Source organism: Brevundimonas sp. (assembly GCF_032017145.1).
Lineage (GTDB): Bacteria > Pseudomonadota > Alphaproteobacteria > Caulobacterales > Caulobacteraceae > Brevundimonas.
Genome location: NZ_DALZQC010000001.1, coordinates 57,050 through 74,840, shown reverse-complemented (window position 1 = coordinate 74,840; position 17,791 = coordinate 57,050). Strand labels below are relative to the sequence as shown.

The following is a 17,791-nucleotide window of genomic DNA, read 5'->3' as shown; positions in this document are numbered from 1 at the left end:
GCGACGCCTGCCGCCAACGGCCCCGCCGCCCTGCCGGAAAGCCCGACCGTAAAGGCGATCAAGCGTCGCGGGCGTCTGAACTGCGGCGTTCACCAGGGTTTGGTCGGCTTCGCCTATACCGACAACCGGGGGCAATGGCGCGGGTTCGACGTGGACTTCTGCCGCGCCACGGCTGCGGCGGTGCTGGGCGACGCCAATGCGGTGCGGTTCGTGCCCCTGTCGGCGGCGGACCGGTTCGCCGCCCTGAACGACGGCCGGATCGATGTGTTGTGGCGCAACTCGTCCTGGACGATGACGCGCGACGCGGGAGAGGGCTTCGTATTCGCTGGGGTCAACTATTACGACGGCCAGGGTTTTCTGGTCCGCCGCTCGCTGAACCTGAACAGCGCGACGGAGCTGACGGGCGCGCGGGTGTGCGTTCAGTCCGGCTCGACCTCTCAGGCCAACGCCGCCGACTATTTCCGATCGCGCGGGATCGAATATCGGCCCGTGGTCTTCGACACCGAGGAGGCGGCGCGCGACGCCTATAACCGCGAGGACTGCGACGCCTTCAGCGCCGACATCTCGGCCCTGGCGGCGGCCCGCACGGTGCTGAGCAATCCCAACGAACATGTGATCCTGTCGGACGTAGCGTCCAAGGAGCCGCTGGGGCCGGTGCTGAAGGCAGGCGACGAGCGCTGGGCCGCGACCGTGCGCTGGACGCTGAACGCCCTGATGCTGGCGGAGGAACTGGGCGTGACGCGCGAAGGCGCCGACGACCTGACCAAGAGCGCGACCGACCCGCGCATGCGGCGACTGTTGGGGGCGGAGGGTGATTTCGGTCCGATGCTGGGTCTGTCCAAAACCTGGGCCAAGGATGCGGTCTCGGCGGTCGGAAACTATGGCGAGATCTTCGAGCGGAATCTGGGATCGCAATCCGCGCTCGACCTGGACCGCGGTTTGAACGCACAATGGAACGCGCGCCCTGCCGGCTTGATCTATGGCCTGCCGATCCGATAAGCGCCCAAAGCAGGACTGCTTCCTGGGGGAAAGATGACCGAGACGAAACGCGGCCTTGCGCTGCATTGGCTGATGCTGATCGGCTTTTCCGTGGGGCTGGTCGGGGGGCTGCTGGTCAATCTGGCCGTCGGCGCCGATACGGCCTGGGTCGTCTGGCTGACGGACAATGTGACCGGACCGATCGGTCAGATCTTCCTACGCCTGCTGTTCATGATGGTGATCCCGCTGCTCTTCTCGGCCCTGGTGGTCGGGGTGGCCGAGATGGGCGACCTCAGCGCCCTGGGCCGCGCGGGCGTCAAGACCCTGTTGCTGACCCTGGTGGTGTCCAGCATCGCCGTGGTCATCGGCCTTGTGATGGTCAATGTCTTCCAGCCCGGTCGCGGAGTCGACCCGGCGGTGGCGCAGCAACTGCTGGCCCAGGGCAAGGACGGGGCGGCCAGCATCGTTCAGACCGGACGCGACAGTTCGATACAACTGGGCGACTTCTTCCTGGATCTGGTGCCGTCCAATGCGGTCACGGCGGCGGCGGAGAACGCCATCCTGCCGCTGATGGTGTTCGCCCTGTTCTTCGGCATCGGTCTGGTCATGGCCAAGAGCCCGGCGACGGATCGGCTGCAGGAGGTGATCCAGGGGATTTTCGAGGTCTCCATGACCCTGATCAACCTGTTCATCAAACTGGCCCCGCTGGCCATCGCCTGCCTGATGTTCAACCTGGCGGCCCTGTTCGGATGGGATCTGCTGGTGCGGCTGGCGGCCTTCGTCGGCGTCGCGGTGGGGGCGATGGCGATCCATATGTTCGTCGTCTACCCGCTGGTGATCTGGCTGCTGGCCGGACGTTCGCCCATCGCCTTCTTCAAGGGCGTGCGCGAGCCGATGGTCGTGGCCTTCTCGACCGCCTCGTCCAACGCCTCGCTGCCCGTGTCGCTGAAGGCGGCCGAAGAGCAGCTGAAGCTGCCGCGCAAGATCGCCCGCTTCGTCCTGACCGTGGGCGCCACCGCCAACCAGAACGGCACCGCCCTGTTCGAAGGCGTGACGGTGCTGTTCCTGGCCCAGTTCTTCGGCGTCGATCTGACGATCACCCAGCAGGTGGTGGTGATGCTGGTTTGCATTCTGGGCGGCGTGGGGACGGCGGGCGTGCCGGCCGGCTCCCTGCCGGTGGTGGCCATGATCCTGGTGATGGTGAAGGTGCCGCCCGAGGGCATCGGCCTGATCCTGGGCGTCGACCGTTTCCTGGACATGTGCCGCACCACGCTGAACGTGACCGGCGATCTGGTCCTGGCGACCGTGGTGTCGCGCGGCGAGGCCGATACGTCGGACGCACAAGATCTGGACGAGGCGGAACGCCTGCCTGGCGCCGCTCGACGCGGCCTGACACACGAAACGGTCTGAAGGGATCAGTCGATTTGGACGGGCGTGTCCGCACGCCCGCCCCATTCCGACCAGGAGCCGTCGTACAGGCGCGACGGCAGACCTAGCTCGGCCAAGCCCAGCGTCAGGATGGCGGCGGTGACGCCAGAGCCGCAGGTGGTGATCGCGGGCCGATCCAGATCCACCCCAGCGTCGACGAAGACCTGGGCCAGGGCGTCGCCGCGCTTCATCTTGCCGTCGGGATCGAGCAGTCGGCCGAAGGGCAGGTTGAGAGCGCCCGGCATATGGCCGCTACGAACGCCGGGGCGCGGTTCGGCCGCCTGGCCCGCGAACCGGGCGGCGCCGCGCGCGTCGATGACCTGAGCGCCCCCATCCAGGGCGTCGCGAACATCGTCCAGCCCGGCGACGGCGGATGGCGTCGCGATTGCATCGAACACGGCGGGCTGGGGGGCGGCGGCTACTTGCCCCACCGCATACCCCTGAGACCGCCACAGAGGCAGACCGCCATCCAGAACCCGCACATCGTGCGCGCCCATAGTCCTGAACATCCACCAGACGCGGGCGGCCGAGAACAGCCCGGCCGTGTCATAGACAACGATCAGATCGTCCGCCGCCACGCCGAGCGCGCCAGCCGCTTCGGCGAAGGCCGTTGGGGTCAGCATCATATGCGGCAGGGGACTGTCGCGGTCCGACACGGCGTCCAGATCGAAGAAGACGGCCCCCGGAATATGCGCCTGCGCGAAATCGGCGCGCGCGTCGCGGCCGTCCAGATGCCAGCTGGCGTCGACGATCCGCAGATTGGGCTGGCCCAGCCGGTCCGCCAGGTCTTCGGCCGAGATCAGAAAGCTCATGCGCGCGCCAGGGTCAGTTGGATCACATCGGTGCGGGCCGAGCGGAAGCCCGCCTCGCAATAGGCCAGATAAAAGCGCCACAGACGCCGGAACCGTTCATCGAAACCCTTCATGCGGCTGATGTCGCCCCAGGCCGCCTGGAACCGCTCGTCCCAGAGTTTCAGCGTCTCGGCGTAGTCCTGTCCGAACCGCTCCACCGCCTGCCAGGTCAGGCCCGCGGCCTTCGTCACCGGCGCCAGCCGCGCTTCGGACGGCAGCATTCCGCCAGGGAAGACGTATTTCTGGATGAAGTCGGTGCGGGCGTTGTATTCGTCGAACAGGGCGTCTTGGATGGTGATGATCTGCAATCCCGCCACGCCGCCTGGCGTCAGGACGTCGTGGATCTTGCCGAAATAGGCGGGCCAGTATTCCTTGCCCACCGCCTCGAACATCTCGATGGAGGCGACGCGGTCGAAGCGACCTTGCACATCGCGATAGTCGATCAACTGGATGTCGGCGCGATCCGACAGACCGGCGTTGGACAGCCGCGCCTTGGCGAAATCGTGCTGCTCCGTTGAAATCGTGATGCCCGTGACGCGGGCGCCGATGTCGCGCGCCACGAACTCGGCGAAGCCGCCCCAGCCGCAGCCGATCTCCAGCACGGTCATGCCGGGTCTTATGTCCATCATCCGGGCCAGGGCGGCGTATTTCTCGCGCTGGGCGGCCTCAAGCGGTTCGCCGGCACGGCCGAAACGGGCCGAGGAATAGGTCATCGAGCCGTCCAGCCAACTGGCGTAGAAGGCGTTGCCCAGGTCGTAATGGGCGTGGATGTTCTTTTTGGAGCCGGTGCGGCTGTTGCGGTTGCCGCGATGCGACAGCCAGTTGACCGCCATCATCAGCCAGTTGCCGTCGAACAGGCGGCGGATGTGGTCGTAGTTGTCGACCAGCGTCTCCAAAAGGGCGGCCAGATGGGGGCTATCCCATTCGCCGGCCATATAGGCCTCGGCGAACCCGATGTCGCCGGCGGCCAGAACGCGGCGCGCGAAGCGGTAATCCTTGACGTTCAGAATACCACAGGGTCCCGGACGGTCGCCCTGCAGGACATGAACCTCGCCGTTCGGCAGCTGGACCGTCAACCGCCCAAAGGTCCAGTTCCTGGCCAGCAGGCGCAGCATCATCGCAAACACCCGCGGGGTCTGGCGGATGACGGTTTCGAGATCGGCGCTGGCGACGCTCATGCTTGGACTTTCGGCTTGGAGAACATGTCGGTCAATCGCGATCGCTGTGATCGTCGCCGCGACCGGAGACGGTTTTCAGGGCGGCGAGCGCGCGGGCGCGGGCCTTCTCGTGCTCAACAATTGGGCGGGGATAGTCGTGGCCTAGGCGCACGCCCGCCTCGCGCAACACCTCGGCCGGCGCCGTCCAGGGGGCGTGGAGCCAGCGGTCGGGCAGGCCGGCCAATTCGGGAACCCAGCGGCGCACATAGCCCCCCTTAGGATCGAACTTCTCGCCTTGGGCGATGGGGTTGAAGATACGGAAATAGGGCGAAGCGTCGGCGCCGGAACCCGCGACCCACTGCCAGTTCTGCACATTGCTGGCCAGGTCGGCGTCCACCAGCGTATCCCAGAACCAGGCTTCGCCTTCGCGCCAGTCGATCAGCAGATGTTTGATCAGGAAGGAGGCGACGATCATGCGTACGCGATTGTGCATCCAGCCGGTGGTCCACAGCTGGCGCATCCCAGCGTCCACCAGCGGATAGCCGGTTTGGCCGCGCTTCCAGGCCTCAAGATCCTTTGGATCGTGGTGCCAGGGCATGGCGTCGTATTCGGGGCGGAAGGCTCTGTCGACGATATAGGGGAAGTGATGCAGCAGATGGGCCGAGAACTCGCGCCAGCCGATCTCGGCGACGAACTTTTCGGCCTCGGCGGGCGAGACCTTGCCAGCCTCGGCGGCTTGGCGGGCGCGGTCGATGGCGTGCCACGGACTGATCTCGCCCCAATGCAGATGCGGGGACAGGCGGCTGGACGCGGGGCGGTCCGGGAAGTCCCGGTCATTCGTATAGGTCGCCAGTCCATCGGCGAGGAAGGTCGACAGCGCCTCGGCCGCGCCCGCCTCGCCCGGCGTCCAGTCGAAGCCGCCGGACCAGTCTGGGGACGCGGGATGCAGGCCCCAGTCGTCCAAATCGTCGCTGACTATCCCGCTAGGCGTCTCGATTTGTCGTGGGCCGGTGGTATGGGGCGGGGCCTCCGACACCGAAAGCAGCGCCTTAAGAAAGGGCGTGAAGATCTTGTATGGATTCCCCGATCCGTTCAGCACTTCGCCTGGCCTACACATCAGAGCGCCGTTGAAACCCCGGCATTCGACAGCGTCGGCCTTCAGGCCATGGGCGATCTCCGCGTCCTGTTCGAAGGCTTCCGGCTCGAACAGGCGGTTCATGAAGACGGCGTCGGCGCCGGTCTCCGCGATCAGGCCCTGCAAGACAGGCGCAGCGCCACCACGCCGCAGGATCAGATGCGCGCCGCGATCGGTCAGTTCGGCGTCCAGGGAGCGCAGGGACTTGTCCAGCCACCATTGCGACGCCGCGCCGATGGGGCGATCATAATGGTCGTCCAGGATGAACACCGGCAGGACGGGCCGTCCCGTCTCGGCCGCATGGTTCAGGGCCGGATTGTCGTGAAGCCGCAGATCGCGCCTGAACCAGAGAATGACGGGCTTATTGGCCAAGCGGGCGAACTCCGTGATAACTTGCGCTCATCGCCGACGAGCGCCAACTGATGGCCTCAGACGTGCGGCATCCCGCACGCCAGACCCACTCAATGCAGAAAGCCGTACCCGTGAGCCGACCCAACGCTGTCATTACGTTGTCCGAAGGTCTTCGGACGCCTGTCGTCGTCGGCGGCGGCGCACGAATCGCCTTCATCGCCGGACCGTGCCAGATGGAAAGCCGCCAGCACGCGCTGGAAACGGCGCATCAGTTGAAGGAAATCGGCGAGCGGCTGAATGCGGGCATCATCTACAAGACCAGTTTCGACAAGGCCAACCGCACCAGCGCCAGCGCCGCGCGCGGCATCGGCCTGAAGGAGGCCCTGCCGATCTTCGCCGAAATCCGCGAGGTCACCGGCCTGCCGACCCTGACCGACGTCCATTCCGAGGCCCAGTGCGGGCCGGTGGGCGAGGTTGTGGACGTGCTGCAGATTCCCGCCTTCCTCAGCCGCCAGACCGATCTGTTGCTGGCCGCCGCCGCCACGGGCAAGGCGATCAACATCAAGAAGGGCCAGTTCCTGGCGCCTTGGGACATGAAGAACGTCATCGCCAAGGTCGTCGGGGCGGGCAATCCGAACGTCATGGCCTGCGAACGCGGCGCCAGCTTCGGCTACAACACCCTGGTCAGCGACATGCGGGCGCTGCCGGTGCTACGCGACATCGGCTGTCCGGTCGTGTTCGACGCGACCCACAGCGTCCAGCAGCCGGGCGGGCAGGGCACGTCGTCGGGCGGCCAGCGCGAATTCGTGCCGGTCTTGGCGCGCGCCGCTGTTTCTGTGGGCGTGGACGCCGTCTTCATCGAGACCCATCCCGATCCCGACAATGCCCCCTCGGATGGCCCGAACATGGTGCCGCTGGGTCAATTCGAGGCCCTGGCCGCGCAACTGATCGCCTTCGACGAACTGGCCATCAAACTGGGCGCCAAGGCGCCGGTGGCGCAGGCGGCGTGAATCCTCTAGGTCGGGCGAATGTCTGACACCCTGGATCTGGGCGCCCTGCAGAGCCTGCTGGAGCGTGTGCGCGGCCTGAAGATCGCCTGCGTCGGCGACCTGATGCTGGATCGCTACGTCTATGGCGAAGTCAGCCGCATCTCGCCCGAGGCGCCGATCCCTGTGCTGCGCGCCGCGCGCACCGTGGCCATGCCCGGCGGGGTGGGCAATGTGGCGCGCAACATTGCGGCCCTAGGCGGCATCGCGCGTCTGGGCGCCGTGGTCGGAGACGATGCGGCGGGGGCGGAGCTGACGGCCCTGATCGCCGCCGAAGCGGGCATTGAGGATGTGCTGGTCAGGCCTGCGTGGGCGGCGACCATCGTCAAGACGCGGTTCGTCTCGGCGGGGCAGCAGTTGCTGCGACTGGACGACGAGGCGGCGCCGGTTAGGGTCGAGGATTCGGGCGCATTTTCCGATGCTTGTGTCTATCTTCTGTCGGACTATGCGAAGGGCGTCGTCGGGGACGCCTTGATCGCGGCGGCCCTGACGGCGGCCAAGGCTTCGGGCGCGCCGGTCGTGGTTGATCCGAAGGGGCGCGACTTCGCCCGCTACGGCGCGGTGGACGTCATCAAGCCCAACGCCTCGGAGCTGGCGGCGGCGACGGGTCTGCCGGTCGGAACGGACGCGGAGGTGGAGGCGGCGCTGGAGGCCCTGCTGGCCGCCACCACCGCCAAGGCCGTGATCGTTACGCGCGCCGGCAAGGGCATGAGCCTGGCCAGGCGGGGTGCGCCGGTGAGGCATTTCCCTGGCCGGGCGCGCGAGGTGTTCGACGTGTCCGGCGCCGGCGACACGGGTCTGGCCGCCATCGGCCTGGCTCTGGGCGCGGGCGCCTCGCTTGAGACGGCGGTGCAGTTCGCCATCCTGGCCTCGGGCGTGGTGGTCGGCAAGGCGGGCACCGCCGTGGTCACGCCGGCCGAACTGATCGAGGCCGAAATGAGCCAACACGCCAGCGCCGCCGTCGCCAAGGTCACGCCGCTGGACGAACTGGCCGCCGAGGTCGAGACGTGGCGGCGTCAGGGGCTGAAGGTCGGCTTCACCAACGGCTGTTTCGACATTCTACACCGGGGCCACGTCGCCTATCTGGCCCAGGCGCGCAGCTGGTGCGACCGGCTGGTGGTGGCGCTGAACACCGACGCCTCCGTCCGGCGATTGAAGGGCGAGGGGCGGCCGGTCAACGATCTGGACAGTCGCGCGGTCGTCATCGGCGGCCTGGCCAGCGTTGATCGCGTGACCAGTTTCGACGATCCGACGCCGCTGGCGCTGATCGAAAGACTGCGGCCTGACGTCCTGATCAAGGGGTCGGACTATACGCGCGAGGGCGTGGTGGGCGGCGATCTGGTCGAAAGCTGGGGCGGCGAGGTGAAGCTGGCCGATTTCAAGGACGGTTTCTCGACCACCCGGACCATAGAGAAGATGACCACCGGCGCCCCGACCGCACCGGCGACAGGACAAGAGCAATGACCCCGCGCATGATCGTGGTGACCGGCGGCGCCGGCTTCATCGGCTCCAACATCGTGGCGCGCCTGACGGCCGAGACGGCCTATGACGTCGTGGTCTGCGATCGCCTGGAAACGGCCGATCTGGCCAAGTGGAAGAACCTGGCCAAACATCCTATCGCCGACTTCTGGTCGCCCGAAGAGCTTTTCGAACAGCTGGAACGCCACGCCGAGCGGATCGAGGCCGTCGTCCATATGGGCGCGATCTCTTCAACGACGGAGCCGGATGCGGACCTGATCCTGCGGACCAACTTCACCCTGTCGCGCGACCTGTGGGATTGGTGCGCCATCCGTGACGCGCGGATGATCTACGCCTCGTCGGCGGCGACCTATGGCGACGGAGAGACCGGGTTCAACGACGATAACGATGCGGAGTCACTGTCTCAGCTTCGGCCGCTGAACGCCTATGGCTATTCGAAGATGCTGTTCGACCAGTATGCGGTGCGTCAGGCGGACCGAGGACAGGCGCCGCGTCAGTGGGCCGGACTGAAATTCTTCAACGTCTATGGTCCGAACGAGGGCCACAAGGGCGGGATGAAGTCGGTCGTGGCCCAGATCTGGCCCAGTGTTCAGGCGGGTGAGACCGTGACCCTGTTCCGCTCGCACAATCCGAACTACGCCGACGGGGGGCAGATGCGGGACTTCGTCTATGTCGACGACGTGGTCGATATCATCGAATTCCTGCTGCAGTCGCCCGAGGTGTCGGGCGTGTTCAACGCCGGGTCGGGTCAGGCGCGGTCGTTCGCGGACCTGGCCAAGGCGACCTTCGCCGCAGCGGGCCAGTCGCCGTCCATCGACTATGTCGATACGCCGGTCTCGATCCGGGATCGCTACCAGTATTTTACGGAAGCGCGCATGGACCGCATTCGCGCCGCCGGCTTCCAGGGGCAGTCGACGCCGTTGGAAGAGGGCGTTCGTCGCTATGTCCAGAACTTCCTGTCCACGGCCGATCCATACCGCTGATGCGTAGGCTGACCTTCAGGCAATGGGTCGGCTATGCGGGGTTCGCCGCCGTCTTCGTGATGACCGCCGCCGTCGCCGTCTGGAGCGGAGATATATTGCGGGCCGGTCTGGACCCTCAGGTGCCGTTCCAGACCTATGAGCCGCCGGCCGAGCCGGACTATCGTTCGGCCCTGTCCTGGGCGTTGCAGGACGACGGGCGGTCGGATCATGCCTCGGTCTTCTTCGTGATGCCGACGACCTTCGATGGCGGGTCGGGCTGGAACGGGGCCATCAATGACGCGCGGGCCAACGCCTATATGCGCCGCGTCGTCCTGCCGAACTATGCGTCGCCGTTCGCGCGCGAGGCCAAGGTCAGCGCGCCGCTGTATCGTCAGGCCAGCCTCTACACCCGTCTGACCTTGCGCGACGACGCGCGCGAGGCCAGGGCCTTCGCCTATGGGGACGTGAAGCGGGCCTTCGATCTGTGGCTGCAGAACCATCCGAACGGGCCCATCGTCATTGCAGGGGTGGAGCAGGGCGGCGAACTGGCGGCCCGTCTGGTGCGCGAGGAATTGCAGGCCCATCCGGCGCTGAAGGCGCGCCTGGCGGCCGCCTATTTGATCGAGACGTTGGTCAGTCGCGAAATGTTCGATGGACGGATCGCGGCTTGCGACGCCGCCGACCAGACCGGCTGTCTGGTGGCCTGGATGTCGGTGCAGGAGGGCGATGAGTCAGCCGCCCGCCGCGCTCTTCGTCGCGCGCTGGAGTGGAACGACCGTGGCGAACTGGTCGGGCTGGAGACCGCGCCGATCTGCGTCAATCCGGTCACCGACGCCAGCGATCAACCTCGGGCCGAGGCGCGCCAGCACAGCGGGGCCACGAACGCCACGGGCCTTGAATGGGGCGCGCGGCCGGCCTTGACCGGGCGGCTGATCTCGACCGAATGTCGCGGCGGTTTGCTGTGGCACAGCGCGCCGGACGCCGACTTCCTGACGGCTGCTGGAAGCTGGGCCGATCGGCGCAAGATCGTGCCCTACAATCTGTTTTACGGCGATATCGAGCGCGACGTGGCGACGCGGGTCGGCGCGTGGCGGCGGCGAAACGGCGCCTGAGACAACAGGCGCCGCCGGTTTCTGTGGCGCCGCTCGCGCGCAGCGGGTAGGCTCGACGCCTCAGGGAGGACCCGAATGGACGTGACCACCATCTTTGCCGGCGTCGTGCTGCTGCTGGCCATCGTGCTCTTGATCAGCGTGATCAAGATCGTGCCTCAAGGCCGTGAATTCACGGTCGAACGTTTCGGAAAATACACCAAGACCCTGAGCCCCGGCATCGGCTTCCTGACGCCGTTCGTGGAGCGGGTCGGCCGTCGCATGAACATGATGGAGCAGGTGCTGGACGTCCCGACTCAGGAGGTCATCACCAAGGACAACGCCATGGTGAAGGTGGACGGCATCGTCTTCATCCAGGTGATGGATTCCGCCCGCGCCGCCTATCGCGTCGACGATCTGCCCTATGCGATCTCCCAACTGTGCATGACCAATCTGCGGACGGTGGTCGGTTCGATGGAGCTGGACGAGGTGCTGAGCCAGCGTGACAGCATCAACACCCGACTGCTGCACGTCATCGATGCGGCGACCGAGCCCTGGGGCGTCAAGGTTAACCGGATCGAGATCAAGGACCTGACCCCGCCGACCGACATCACCAACGCCATGGCCCGCCAGATGAAGGCCGAGCGCGAGCGCCGCGCCGTCATCACCGAGGCTGACGGCGAAAAGTCCGCCGCCATCGCCCGCGCCGAGGGCGCCAAACAGGCCGCCATCCTGCAGGCCGAGGGCCGCAAGGAAGCCGCCTTCCGCGACGCCGAGGCCCGCGAACGCGAAGCCGAGGCCGAGGCCCGCGCCACCGCCATGGTGTCGGAAGCCATCGCGCGCGGCGACGTGAACGCCATCAACTATTTCGTGGCGCAGAAATACGTCGAGGCCTTCGCCGAACTGGCCCGCAGCCCGCAGCAGCGCACCGTCATCGTGCCGGCCGAAATGGGCGCCCTGGTCGGCACCATCGCCGGCATCGGCGAGATGGTCGGCCTGGCCAAGCAGCAGAGCGGATCCGCGACGGCGCCCGCACGTCCCGCCCCGCCGCGTCGCCCCGCGCCCGGCAGCGTCCCGCCGTCCGCCTGATCCATTTAGAAAGCTGATCGATGACCGCGCTCGCCGATTTCTATGTCGCCCAGCCGTTCTGGATCTGGCTGGCCGTTGGCGTGCTGCTGCTGGCGGTCGAGGCGATGTTCTCGACCGAATGGCTGCTGTGGCCAGCCGTCTCGGCCGGGGTCGTCGCGGTGATGACGGCGGCGGGCGTGCGGCTGGGCCTGCCCGGCGAGGTGGCGGTGTTCGCTCTCTTGACTGTGATATCGACCCTGCTGTCGCGCCGACTGATCGCCAAGGCCAATCCCGACGGCCCCGACATCAACGACCGCGACAGCCGCCTGATCGGCCAGAGGGCGAGGGTGGTCCAAGGCTTCGTCGATGGACGGGGCCGGGTCTTCGTTTCCGGCGCCGAATGGTCGGCCGAGATCGAGGGCGAGGCGCCGGGAGAGGGGCAGGACGTCGTGGTCAAGCGTGTCGACGGCTCGCGCCTGACGGTTCAGGCCAGCCTCTGAACCGTTACGCGGTCGCCCGCGTTGGCGTGGAATGACCAGTCAGAATGTCGCAGCCGACGGCCTGCCCACGCCCCGGCGCTATTGGGCCATCGTGTCCATCGGCCTGGGCATAACCCTGGCTGTCCTGGACGGCGCCATCGCCAACGTGGCCCTGCCGTCCATCGCCCGCGATCTGCAGGCGTCGGCCGCAGCCTCGATCTGGATCGTCAACGCTTATCAAATCGCCATCGTCGTGGCCCTGTTGCCGCTGGCGTCGCTGGGCGAGATCGTGGGGTATCGCCGTGTGTCCCAGGTCGGGCTGGCGGTCTTCACCCTGGCGTCGATCGCCTGCGCCCTGTCCGATTCGATCCTGACCCTCAGCCTGGCGCGGGTGCTTCAGGGGTTCGGCGCGGCCGGGATCATGAGCGTGAACGGCGCCCTGGTGCGCTTCACCTATCCGCAGCGAATGCTGGGGCCGGCTGTCGGCATCAATGCGGTGATCGTATCGATGGCGGCAGCGGCTGGCCCGACCATCGCCAGCGCGATCCTCAGCGTCGGCGAATGGCGTTGGCTGTTCGCGCTGAACATCCCCTTGGGCGTCCTGGCGGTTTCGATGGCGGGGTTCACCCTGCCGCACAATCCCCTGCAGAAGCGACGGCTGAACATCGTCGGCGCCCTGTTGAGCGCGGCCGCCTTCGGCTTTGTCATCACCGGGATGCAGGCGCTGGCGCATGGCGAGGCGTCAATCTTCGGCTTCGGCCTGACAGGGCTGGGGCTGGTGGCGGGCGTCCTGCTGATCCGGCACGAGAAGCCCAGCAAGACGCCGTTGATCCCGCTGGACCTGCTGGCCCGACCGATGTTCGCCCTGTCGGTGGCGACGTCCATCATTTCCTTCACCGCCCAGATGATGGCCTTCGTGGCCTTGCCCTTCTTCCTGCAGGGAGCACTGGGGCTGAGCGCGGTCCAGACGGGGCTGCTGATGACCCCGTGGCCGCTGGGGACCATGTTCGCTGCGCCGCTGGCCGGGGCTCTGTCGGATCGATACTCGGCTGGCATGCTGGGGGCCGTGGGGCTGACGCTGTTCGCCTGCGGGCTTATGGCGTTGAGCCTGTTGACCGCCGAATCGTCGCATTTCGACATCGTGTGGCGCATGGCCCTGTGCGGAGCCGGATTCGGCTTCTTCCAGTCGCCCAACAACCGCGCCATGTTGTCGGAGGCTCCGCGAGAGCGGGCCGGGGCGGCCGGCGGCGCCCTGGGGACCGCCCGCGTCCTGGGTCAGTCGATGGGCGCCGTGGTCGTGGCCTTTCTGCTGTCGGCCGCGCCACAGACGGGCGTGCGGCACGGCTTCCAGCTCGCCGCCATCGCCGCCCTGTTCGGCGCGGTCATGAGTGGATCACGCATCCGGCGCCGCCCGTCCGAGCCGGAAAAGGAAGTCGAGGTTGTCTAGCGGGCCTTCAGCTCCGTCACGCCGCGATTCGCCAGTTGGTCCGCGCGTTCGTTCAACTCATGGCCGGCGTGACCCTTGACCCAGCGCCATTTGACGTCGTGACGCGCGCGGGCGGCGTCCAGTCGCTGCCACAGGTCGGCGTTCTTGACCGGCTTCTTGTCGGCCGTCAGCCAGCCGCGCGCCTTCCAACCGCGCATCCATTCGGTGATTCCCTGCATCACATATTTGCTGTCGGTATGCAGCTCGACCTTGCAGGGTCGTTTCAGGGCCTCCAGCGCCATGATGGCGGCCATCAGCTCCATGCGGTTGTTGGTGGTGTTGGCCTCACCGCCCCACAGTTCCTTTTCGTGACCGCCGCCCGCCTGGAGCACGGCGCCCCAGCCGCCGGGGCCGGGATTGCCCTTGCAGGCGCCGTCGGTGTGAATGATGACGTGATCGGAGGGACTCATGGTCGCGCAGGCCTACAGCCTCCCTTGGCGAGACGCCATGACTGCGCCTATATGCGGGTCGAATAAGAGTGGATGGGATCGGATGACCGATCCCCGCGAGGAGAATACGCCATGGGCTCCCTGAGCATCTGGCACTGGGCCATCGTCATCGTCGTTGTCGCGCTGCTGTTCGGCGGGCGCGGCAAGTTGTCCGGCATCATGGGCGACGCCGCCAAGGGCATCCGCGCCTTCAAGGACGGCCTGAAGGACGAAGACAAGAAGGACGGTCCGCACGAGGGCGTCAGCTCGTTGCCGCGCACCGAGGCGGAAAAGGAAGAGCTGAAGCGCTAACGTCGTCTGTAAGGGTTGACGCATGGGCGGGCTCGCCCCCGGAGTGGGGGGTTTCGAATTAGTGGTGATCGGCATCGTGGCCCTGCTTGTGGTGGGGCCAAAGGATTTGCCGATCCTGATGCGTCGTGTCGGCCAGATGGTGGCAAAGGCGCGCGCGATGGCCAATGAGTTCCGCACCAGTTTCGACGAAATGGCGCGACAGTCTGAGCTGGACGACCTGCGCAAGGAGGTCGAGGCGCTGCGGACCGGGCAGGGGACGATGTTTCCGCTGGGGCCCGAGGCCGATGCGGCGTTCAAGGACATCAACGCCGGACTGACCGCGCCGACGACCTCGACGCCCCTGCCGGCGCCCGCGCCCGAGGCGCCGGTCATGACGCCGGCGGCGGACGAATGGCCCGATGTGGGTGCGTCGGCGAACATCGAGCCTGCTGTCGCGCCCCCGGCCAAACGTAAACCGGCCGCCAAGAGGGCCGCGACCAAGCCGACGACCACCGCCAAGGCCAAGGGGCCGAAAACGGCCCTGGACAAACCCAAGGCGGCCAAGCCGGCTGCGACCAAGACCGTCAAGACCGCTGCGGCCAAGCCCGCCAAGCCCAAGGTCACGCGAAAGAAGGCTGTCGATCTTTGACCCTGTCCGATCGTGACGAAGCCGAGATCGAGGCGTCGCGCGCGCCCCTGATGGACCATCTGATCGAGCTGCGTCGGCGGCTGCTGATTTGCGTGATCGCCTTCGCGGTCGGCTTCATCGGCTGTTTCGCCTTTTCCGAGCCCATCTATCTGTTTCTGGTCAAGCCGTTCGTCGCGGCCCAGGCCTTCTATTCGTCGGTCGGCCCGCATGGCCACGTCTCGCCGCTGGACCTGATCCTGGGCACGGCCGGGCTGAAGGCCCTGCCGCACGTCAACGGCCATACGGTCAATCTGATCTATACGGCGCCGCTGGAAATCCTGTTCACCAAGATGAAGCTGGCCGGGTTCGGCGCGGTGTTCGTGGCCTTCCCCGTGCTGGCCTGGCAGTTGTATCGCTTCGTGGCGCCAGGGCTTTACCGCAACGAGCGCGGCGCCTTCCTGCCGTTCCTGGTGGCGGCGCCGTTGCTGTTCCTGCTCGGGGCGGCGCTGGTCTATTTTGTCATGCTGCCCTTCGTGATGTGGTTCTCGCTGAGCCAGCAGATCATCGGCGACGGGGTGGCGGCCAATCTGCTGCCCAAGGTGTCGGACTATCTGAACCTAGTGACGGCGCTGCTTCTGGCGTTCGGCCTGTGCTTCCAGCTACCGGTCGTCATGACCCTGCTGGGGATGGCGGGCCTGATCAGTTCCAAGCTGATGTCGTCGGGCCGTCGCTACGCCATCGTCGCCGTGGTCGTGGTCGCCGCCGTCGTGACCCCGCCCGACCCGATCAGCCAGCTGATGCTGGCCGTGCCCATGGTGCTGCTCTACGAGGTCTCGATCTGGTGCGTGCGGCTGATCGAACTGCGCCGCAAGAAGGCCGATGCGCTGGAAGCCGAGATCGCCTGACGATCTGCGCAGAGCGACCGCGTCGCGTTTCGCCAGCCGATTCCAGACATGAAAAAGGGCCGGGGAGCGATCCCCGGCCCTTCGTCTTTCATGCTGATCCTGCGATCAGCAGCTGTAGTACATGTCGAACTCGACAGGGTGGGGGTGCAGTTGCAGGCGCATCACCTCTTCCATCTTCAGCTCGATGTAGCTGTCGATGAAGTCGTCATCCATCACGCCGCCCTTCTTGAGGAAGGCGCGGTCCTTGTCCAGGTTCTCCAGCGCTTCGCGCAGCGAGCCGCAGACCTCGGGGATCGAGCCGCGCTCTTCCGGCGGCAGGTCGTAGAGGTTCTTGTCGGCGGGCGCGCCCGGATCGATGCGGTTCTCGATCCCATCCAGACCAGCCATCAGCAGGGCCACGAAGGTCAGATAGGGGTTGCCCATCGGATCGGGGAAGCGGGCTTCCAGACGCTTGGCCTTGGGCGAGGAGACGTGCGGGATGCGTATGGAGGCCGAACGGTTGCGCGCCGAATAGGCCAGCTTCACCGGGGCTTCGTATCCAGGCACCAGACGCTTGTAGGAGTTGGTGGTCGAGTTGGCGAAGGCGTTGATGGCCTTGGCGTGCTTGATGATGCCGCCGATGTACCACAGGCATTCCTGGCTCAGGCCGGCGTACTGGTCGCCGGCGAACTGGGGCTTGCCGTCCTTCCAGATCGACATGTGGACGTGCATGCCCGAACCGTTGTCGGCGAACATGGGCTTGGCCATGAAGGTCGCCGACTTGCCATAGGCGTGGGCCACGTTGTGGATGACGTATTTGTAGAGCTGAAGGCGGTCGGCCATGGTCAGCAGGTCGGAGAACTTCAGACCCAGTTCGTGCTGGGCCGGGGCCACCTCGTGGTGGTGCTTCTCGGGCTGCAGGCCCAGGTCGCGCATGACGCCCAGCATTTCGCCGCGCAGGTCCTGGCCGGAATCGACCGGATTGACCGGGAAATAGCCGCCCTTGGGTCCGGGGCGGTGGCCCATATTGCCCTCGGAGTATTCAGCGCCGGTGTTGGCGGGCAGTTCGGTCGAGTCGTAGCTGTAGCCGGTATCGTGCGGCTGGGTGGACCAGCGCACGTCGTCGAAGATGAAGAACTCGGCTTCCGGGCCGAAGAAGACCTGATCGCCCACGCCCGACGACTGAACGTAGGACAGCGCCTTCTTGGCCATGGAGCGGCTGTCGCGGTTATAGGGCTCGCCCGTGTCGGGGTTCAGCACGTCGCAGAACAGGAACATCGTGGTCTGCTGGTAGAACGGATCGATGTAGGCCGTGGTCAGGTCCGGCTTCAGCAGCATGTCGGACTCGTTGATGGCCTTCCAGCCGGCGATGGACGAGCCGTCGAACATCGTGCCTTCCGTCAGGAAGTCCTCGTCGACCAGATCGACGTCGAAGGTGACGTGCTGCAGCCTGCCGCGCGTGTCGGTGAAGCGGACGTCGACATATTGGACGTCCTTTTCCTTGATCTCCTTGAGGATCTTGCTGGCGCTCATTCTCGGAAGTCCTGTTTTCTTATCGTTTGGGGAGGAAACCGGACCACGACCCGAGGGCCGAGGCCGGGGGTCAACGTCAGACGGCCTGTGCGCCCGTTTCGCCGGTTCGGATGCGGATCACCTCGGCGACGTCGGACACGAAGATCTTGCCGTCGCCGATCTTGCCCGTGCGAGCAGAGGTCTGAATGGCCTCGACCACGGCGGGCGCCATGTCGTCGGCGACGACAACCTCGATCTTGATCTTGGGCAGGAAGTCGATGACGTATTCGGCGCCGCGATACAGTTCGGAATGGCCCTTCTGGCGGCCATATCCCTTGGCCTCCAGCACAGTCATGCCTTGCACGCCCACATCCTGGAGCGCCTCTTTGACGTCATCCAGCTTGAAGGGCTTGATGATGGCTTCGATCTTCTTCATGGCGACCCCGGAGCGGCGCACGAAATGCAGCGGCGCTCGGGCCTGAATGGGACACACCAAGGGCGCTGAAAGCAAGCGGTTTTCGCAGAATAGCCACGGATAAT

18 protein-coding genes are annotated in these 17,791 nt (G+C 66.4%); 12 read left to right on the top strand and 6 right to left on the bottom strand.

What is annotated here, in order from left to right; genetic code table 11:
- Window positions 1-30 precede the first annotated feature (30 nt).
- Both RTU05_RS00425 and RTU05_RS00420 read left to right on the top strand, forming a co-directional pair.
- Window positions 31-999: an amino acid ABC transporter substrate-binding protein gene (locus tag RTU05_RS00425; protein ID WP_312594757.1), complete on the top strand. Its 969-nt coding sequence runs from the start codon at window positions 31-33 to the stop codon at window positions 997-999.
- Window positions 1,000-1,032: 33 nt separating this feature from the next.
- Window positions 1,033-2,388 carry a dicarboxylate/amino acid:cation symporter gene (locus RTU05_RS00420; RefSeq protein ID WP_312594751.1) on the top strand — a complete coding sequence of 452 codons (1,356 nt, stop codon included), beginning with the start codon at window positions 1,033-1,035 and terminating at the stop codon, window positions 2,386-2,388.
- Between the two features lie 5 nt (window positions 2,389-2,393).
- Here the strand turns inward: RTU05_RS00420 and sseA are convergent, their stop codons facing one another.
- The 3 genes from sseA to RTU05_RS00405 are packed head-to-tail and all read right to left on the bottom strand — an operon-like array spanning window position 2,394 to window position 5,921.
- Window positions 2,394-3,218 (bottom strand): 3-mercaptopyruvate sulfurtransferase, encoded by an 825-nt coding sequence (gene sseA, locus RTU05_RS00415; RefSeq protein WP_312594749.1) that lies wholly within the window; start codon window positions 3,216-3,218, stop codon window positions 2,394-2,396.
- Entirely contained in the window at window positions 3,215-4,435 is a 1,221-nt protein-coding gene (locus tag RTU05_RS00410; RefSeq protein WP_312594747.1) for a cyclopropane-fatty-acyl-phospholipid synthase family protein, read from the bottom strand. The genes sseA and RTU05_RS00410 overlap by 4 nt, the downstream gene beginning before the upstream one ends.
- 31 nt (window positions 4,436-4,466) lie before the next feature.
- On the bottom strand, window positions 4,467-5,921 hold the full coding sequence (locus tag RTU05_RS00405; protein WP_312594745.1) for a deoxyribodipyrimidine photo-lyase: 1,455 nt from the start codon (window positions 5,919-5,921) through the stop codon (window positions 4,467-4,469).
- A 110-nt stretch (window positions 5,922-6,031) separates the two neighbouring features.
- Here RTU05_RS00405 and kdsA point away from each other — a divergent pair, with 110 nt between their 5' ends.
- From kdsA to RTU05_RS00370, 7 genes are all read left to right on the top strand, one after another.
- Window positions 6,032-6,910, top strand: a complete 879-nt coding sequence (gene kdsA, locus RTU05_RS00400) for a 3-deoxy-8-phosphooctulonate synthase (RefSeq protein WP_409411576.1) — start codon at window positions 6,032-6,034, stop codon at window positions 6,908-6,910.
- 18 nt (window positions 6,911-6,928) lie between these two features.
- Window positions 6,929-8,410: a D-glycero-beta-D-manno-heptose 1-phosphate adenylyltransferase gene (rfaE2, locus tag RTU05_RS00395; protein ID WP_312594741.1), complete on the top strand. Its 1,482-nt coding sequence runs from the start codon at window positions 6,929-6,931 to the stop codon at window positions 8,408-8,410.
- Window positions 8,407-9,408 carry an ADP-glyceromanno-heptose 6-epimerase gene (rfaD, locus tag RTU05_RS00390; protein WP_312594739.1) on the top strand — a complete coding sequence of 334 codons (1,002 nt, stop codon included), beginning with the start codon at window positions 8,407-8,409 and terminating at the stop codon, window positions 9,406-9,408. Before rfaE2 ends, rfaD begins: the two co-directional genes overlap by 4 nt.
- A complete protein-coding gene (locus RTU05_RS00385) occupies window positions 9,408-10,499 on the top strand; it encodes a DUF3089 domain-containing protein (protein ID WP_312594737.1) in 1,092 nt (363 codons plus the stop codon). Before rfaD ends, RTU05_RS00385 begins: the two co-directional genes overlap by 1 nt.
- Window positions 10,500-10,574: 75 nt before the next feature.
- A complete protein-coding gene (locus tag RTU05_RS00380; RefSeq protein ID WP_312594735.1) occupies window positions 10,575-11,564 on the top strand; it encodes an SPFH domain-containing protein in 990 nt (329 codons plus the stop codon).
- 20 nt (window positions 11,565-11,584) lie between these two features.
- Window positions 11,585-12,043, top strand: coding sequence for an NfeD family protein (locus RTU05_RS00375; protein WP_312594733.1), 459 nt, complete (start codon window positions 11,585-11,587; stop codon window positions 12,041-12,043).
- 31 nt (window positions 12,044-12,074) lie between these two features.
- Complete coding sequence (locus RTU05_RS00370; protein WP_312594731.1) at window positions 12,075-13,469, top strand: MFS transporter; 1,395 nt, start codon at window positions 12,075-12,077, stop codon at window positions 13,467-13,469.
- Here the strand turns inward: RTU05_RS00370 and rnhA are convergent.
- Window positions 13,466-13,918, bottom strand: a complete 453-nt coding sequence (gene rnhA, locus RTU05_RS00365; protein ID WP_312594729.1) for a ribonuclease HI — start codon at window positions 13,916-13,918, stop codon at window positions 13,466-13,468. The two genes, RTU05_RS00370 and rnhA, sit on opposite strands and share 4 nt — an antisense overlap.
- A gap of 111 nt (window positions 13,919-14,029) precedes the next feature.
- Between rnhA and RTU05_RS00360 the strand changes: the two genes are divergently transcribed.
- From RTU05_RS00360 to tatC, 3 genes are read left to right on the top strand one after another with little or no spacing between them, the layout of a single operon-like run.
- On the top strand, window positions 14,030-14,248 hold the full coding sequence (locus RTU05_RS00360) for a twin-arginine translocase TatA/TatE family subunit (protein WP_292019743.1): 219 nt from the start codon (window positions 14,030-14,032) through the stop codon (window positions 14,246-14,248).
- 22 nt (window positions 14,249-14,270) lie between these two features.
- Window positions 14,271-14,876, top strand: a complete 606-nt coding sequence (gene tatB, locus RTU05_RS00355; protein ID WP_312594727.1) for a Sec-independent protein translocase protein TatB — start codon at window positions 14,271-14,273, stop codon at window positions 14,874-14,876.
- A complete protein-coding gene (tatC, locus tag RTU05_RS00350) occupies window positions 14,873-15,760 on the top strand; it encodes a twin-arginine translocase subunit TatC (RefSeq protein ID WP_312594725.1) in 888 nt (295 codons plus the stop codon). The genes tatB and tatC overlap by 4 nt, the downstream gene beginning before the upstream one ends.
- 105 nt (window positions 15,761-15,865) lie before the next feature.
- On the opposite strand, the gene glnA is transcribed toward tatC, so the two are convergent.
- Both glnA and RTU05_RS00340 read right to left on the bottom strand, forming a co-directional pair.
- Complete coding sequence (gene glnA, locus RTU05_RS00345; protein ID WP_312594723.1) at window positions 15,866-17,272, bottom strand: type I glutamate--ammonia ligase; 1,407 nt, start codon at window positions 17,270-17,272, stop codon at window positions 15,866-15,868.
- A 76-nt stretch (window positions 17,273-17,348) separates the two neighbouring features.
- On the bottom strand, window positions 17,349-17,687 hold the full coding sequence (locus RTU05_RS00340) for a P-II family nitrogen regulator (RefSeq protein ID WP_248116441.1): 339 nt from the start codon (window positions 17,685-17,687) through the stop codon (window positions 17,349-17,351).
- Between the last annotated feature and the right edge of the window lie 104 nt (window positions 17,688-17,791).

Bases quoted from the DNA above. Each gene is read 5' to 3' on its own strand.
- rnhA (WP_312594729.1), bottom strand. From the start codon at position 13,918: ATGAGTCCCTCCGATCACGTCATCATTCACACCGACGGCGCCTGCAAG.
- RTU05_RS00375 (WP_312594733.1), top strand. From the start codon at position 11,585: ATGACCGCGCTCGCCGATTTCTATGTCGCCCAGCCGTTCTGGATCTGG.
- tatB (WP_312594727.1), top strand. From the start codon at position 14,271: ATGGGCGGGCTCGCCCCCGGAGTGGGGGGTTTCGAATTAGTGGTGATC.
- sseA (WP_312594749.1), bottom strand. From the start codon at position 3,218: ATGAGCTTTCTGATCTCGGCCGAAGACCTGGCGGACCGGCTGGGCCAG.
- RTU05_RS00370 (WP_312594731.1), top strand. From the start codon at position 12,075: ATGACCAGTCAGAATGTCGCAGCCGACGGCCTGCCCACGCCCCGGCGC.
- RTU05_RS00420 (WP_312594751.1), top strand. From the start codon at position 1,033: ATGACCGAGACGAAACGCGGCCTTGCGCTGCATTGGCTGATGCTGATC.
- RTU05_RS00380 (WP_312594735.1), top strand. From the start codon at position 10,575: ATGGACGTGACCACCATCTTTGCCGGCGTCGTGCTGCTGCTGGCCATC.
- glnA (WP_312594723.1), bottom strand. From the start codon at position 17,272: ATGAGCGCCAGCAAGATCCTCAAGGAGATCAAGGAAAAGGACGTCCAA.
- rfaE2 (WP_312594741.1), top strand. From the start codon at position 6,929: ATGTCTGACACCCTGGATCTGGGCGCCCTGCAGAGCCTGCTGGAGCGT.
- RTU05_RS00340 (WP_248116441.1), bottom strand. From the start codon at position 17,687: ATGAAGAAGATCGAAGCCATCATCAAGCCCTTCAAGCTGGATGACGTC.
- rfaD (WP_312594739.1), top strand. From the start codon at position 8,407: ATGACCCCGCGCATGATCGTGGTGACCGGCGGCGCCGGCTTCATCGGC.
- RTU05_RS00410 (WP_312594747.1), bottom strand. From the start codon at position 4,435: ATGAGCGTCGCCAGCGCCGATCTCGAAACCGTCATCCGCCAGACCCCG.
- RTU05_RS00385 (WP_312594737.1), top strand. From the start codon at position 9,408: ATGCGTAGGCTGACCTTCAGGCAATGGGTCGGCTATGCGGGGTTCGCC.
- RTU05_RS00360 (WP_292019743.1), top strand. From the start codon at position 14,030: ATGGGCTCCCTGAGCATCTGGCACTGGGCCATCGTCATCGTCGTTGTC.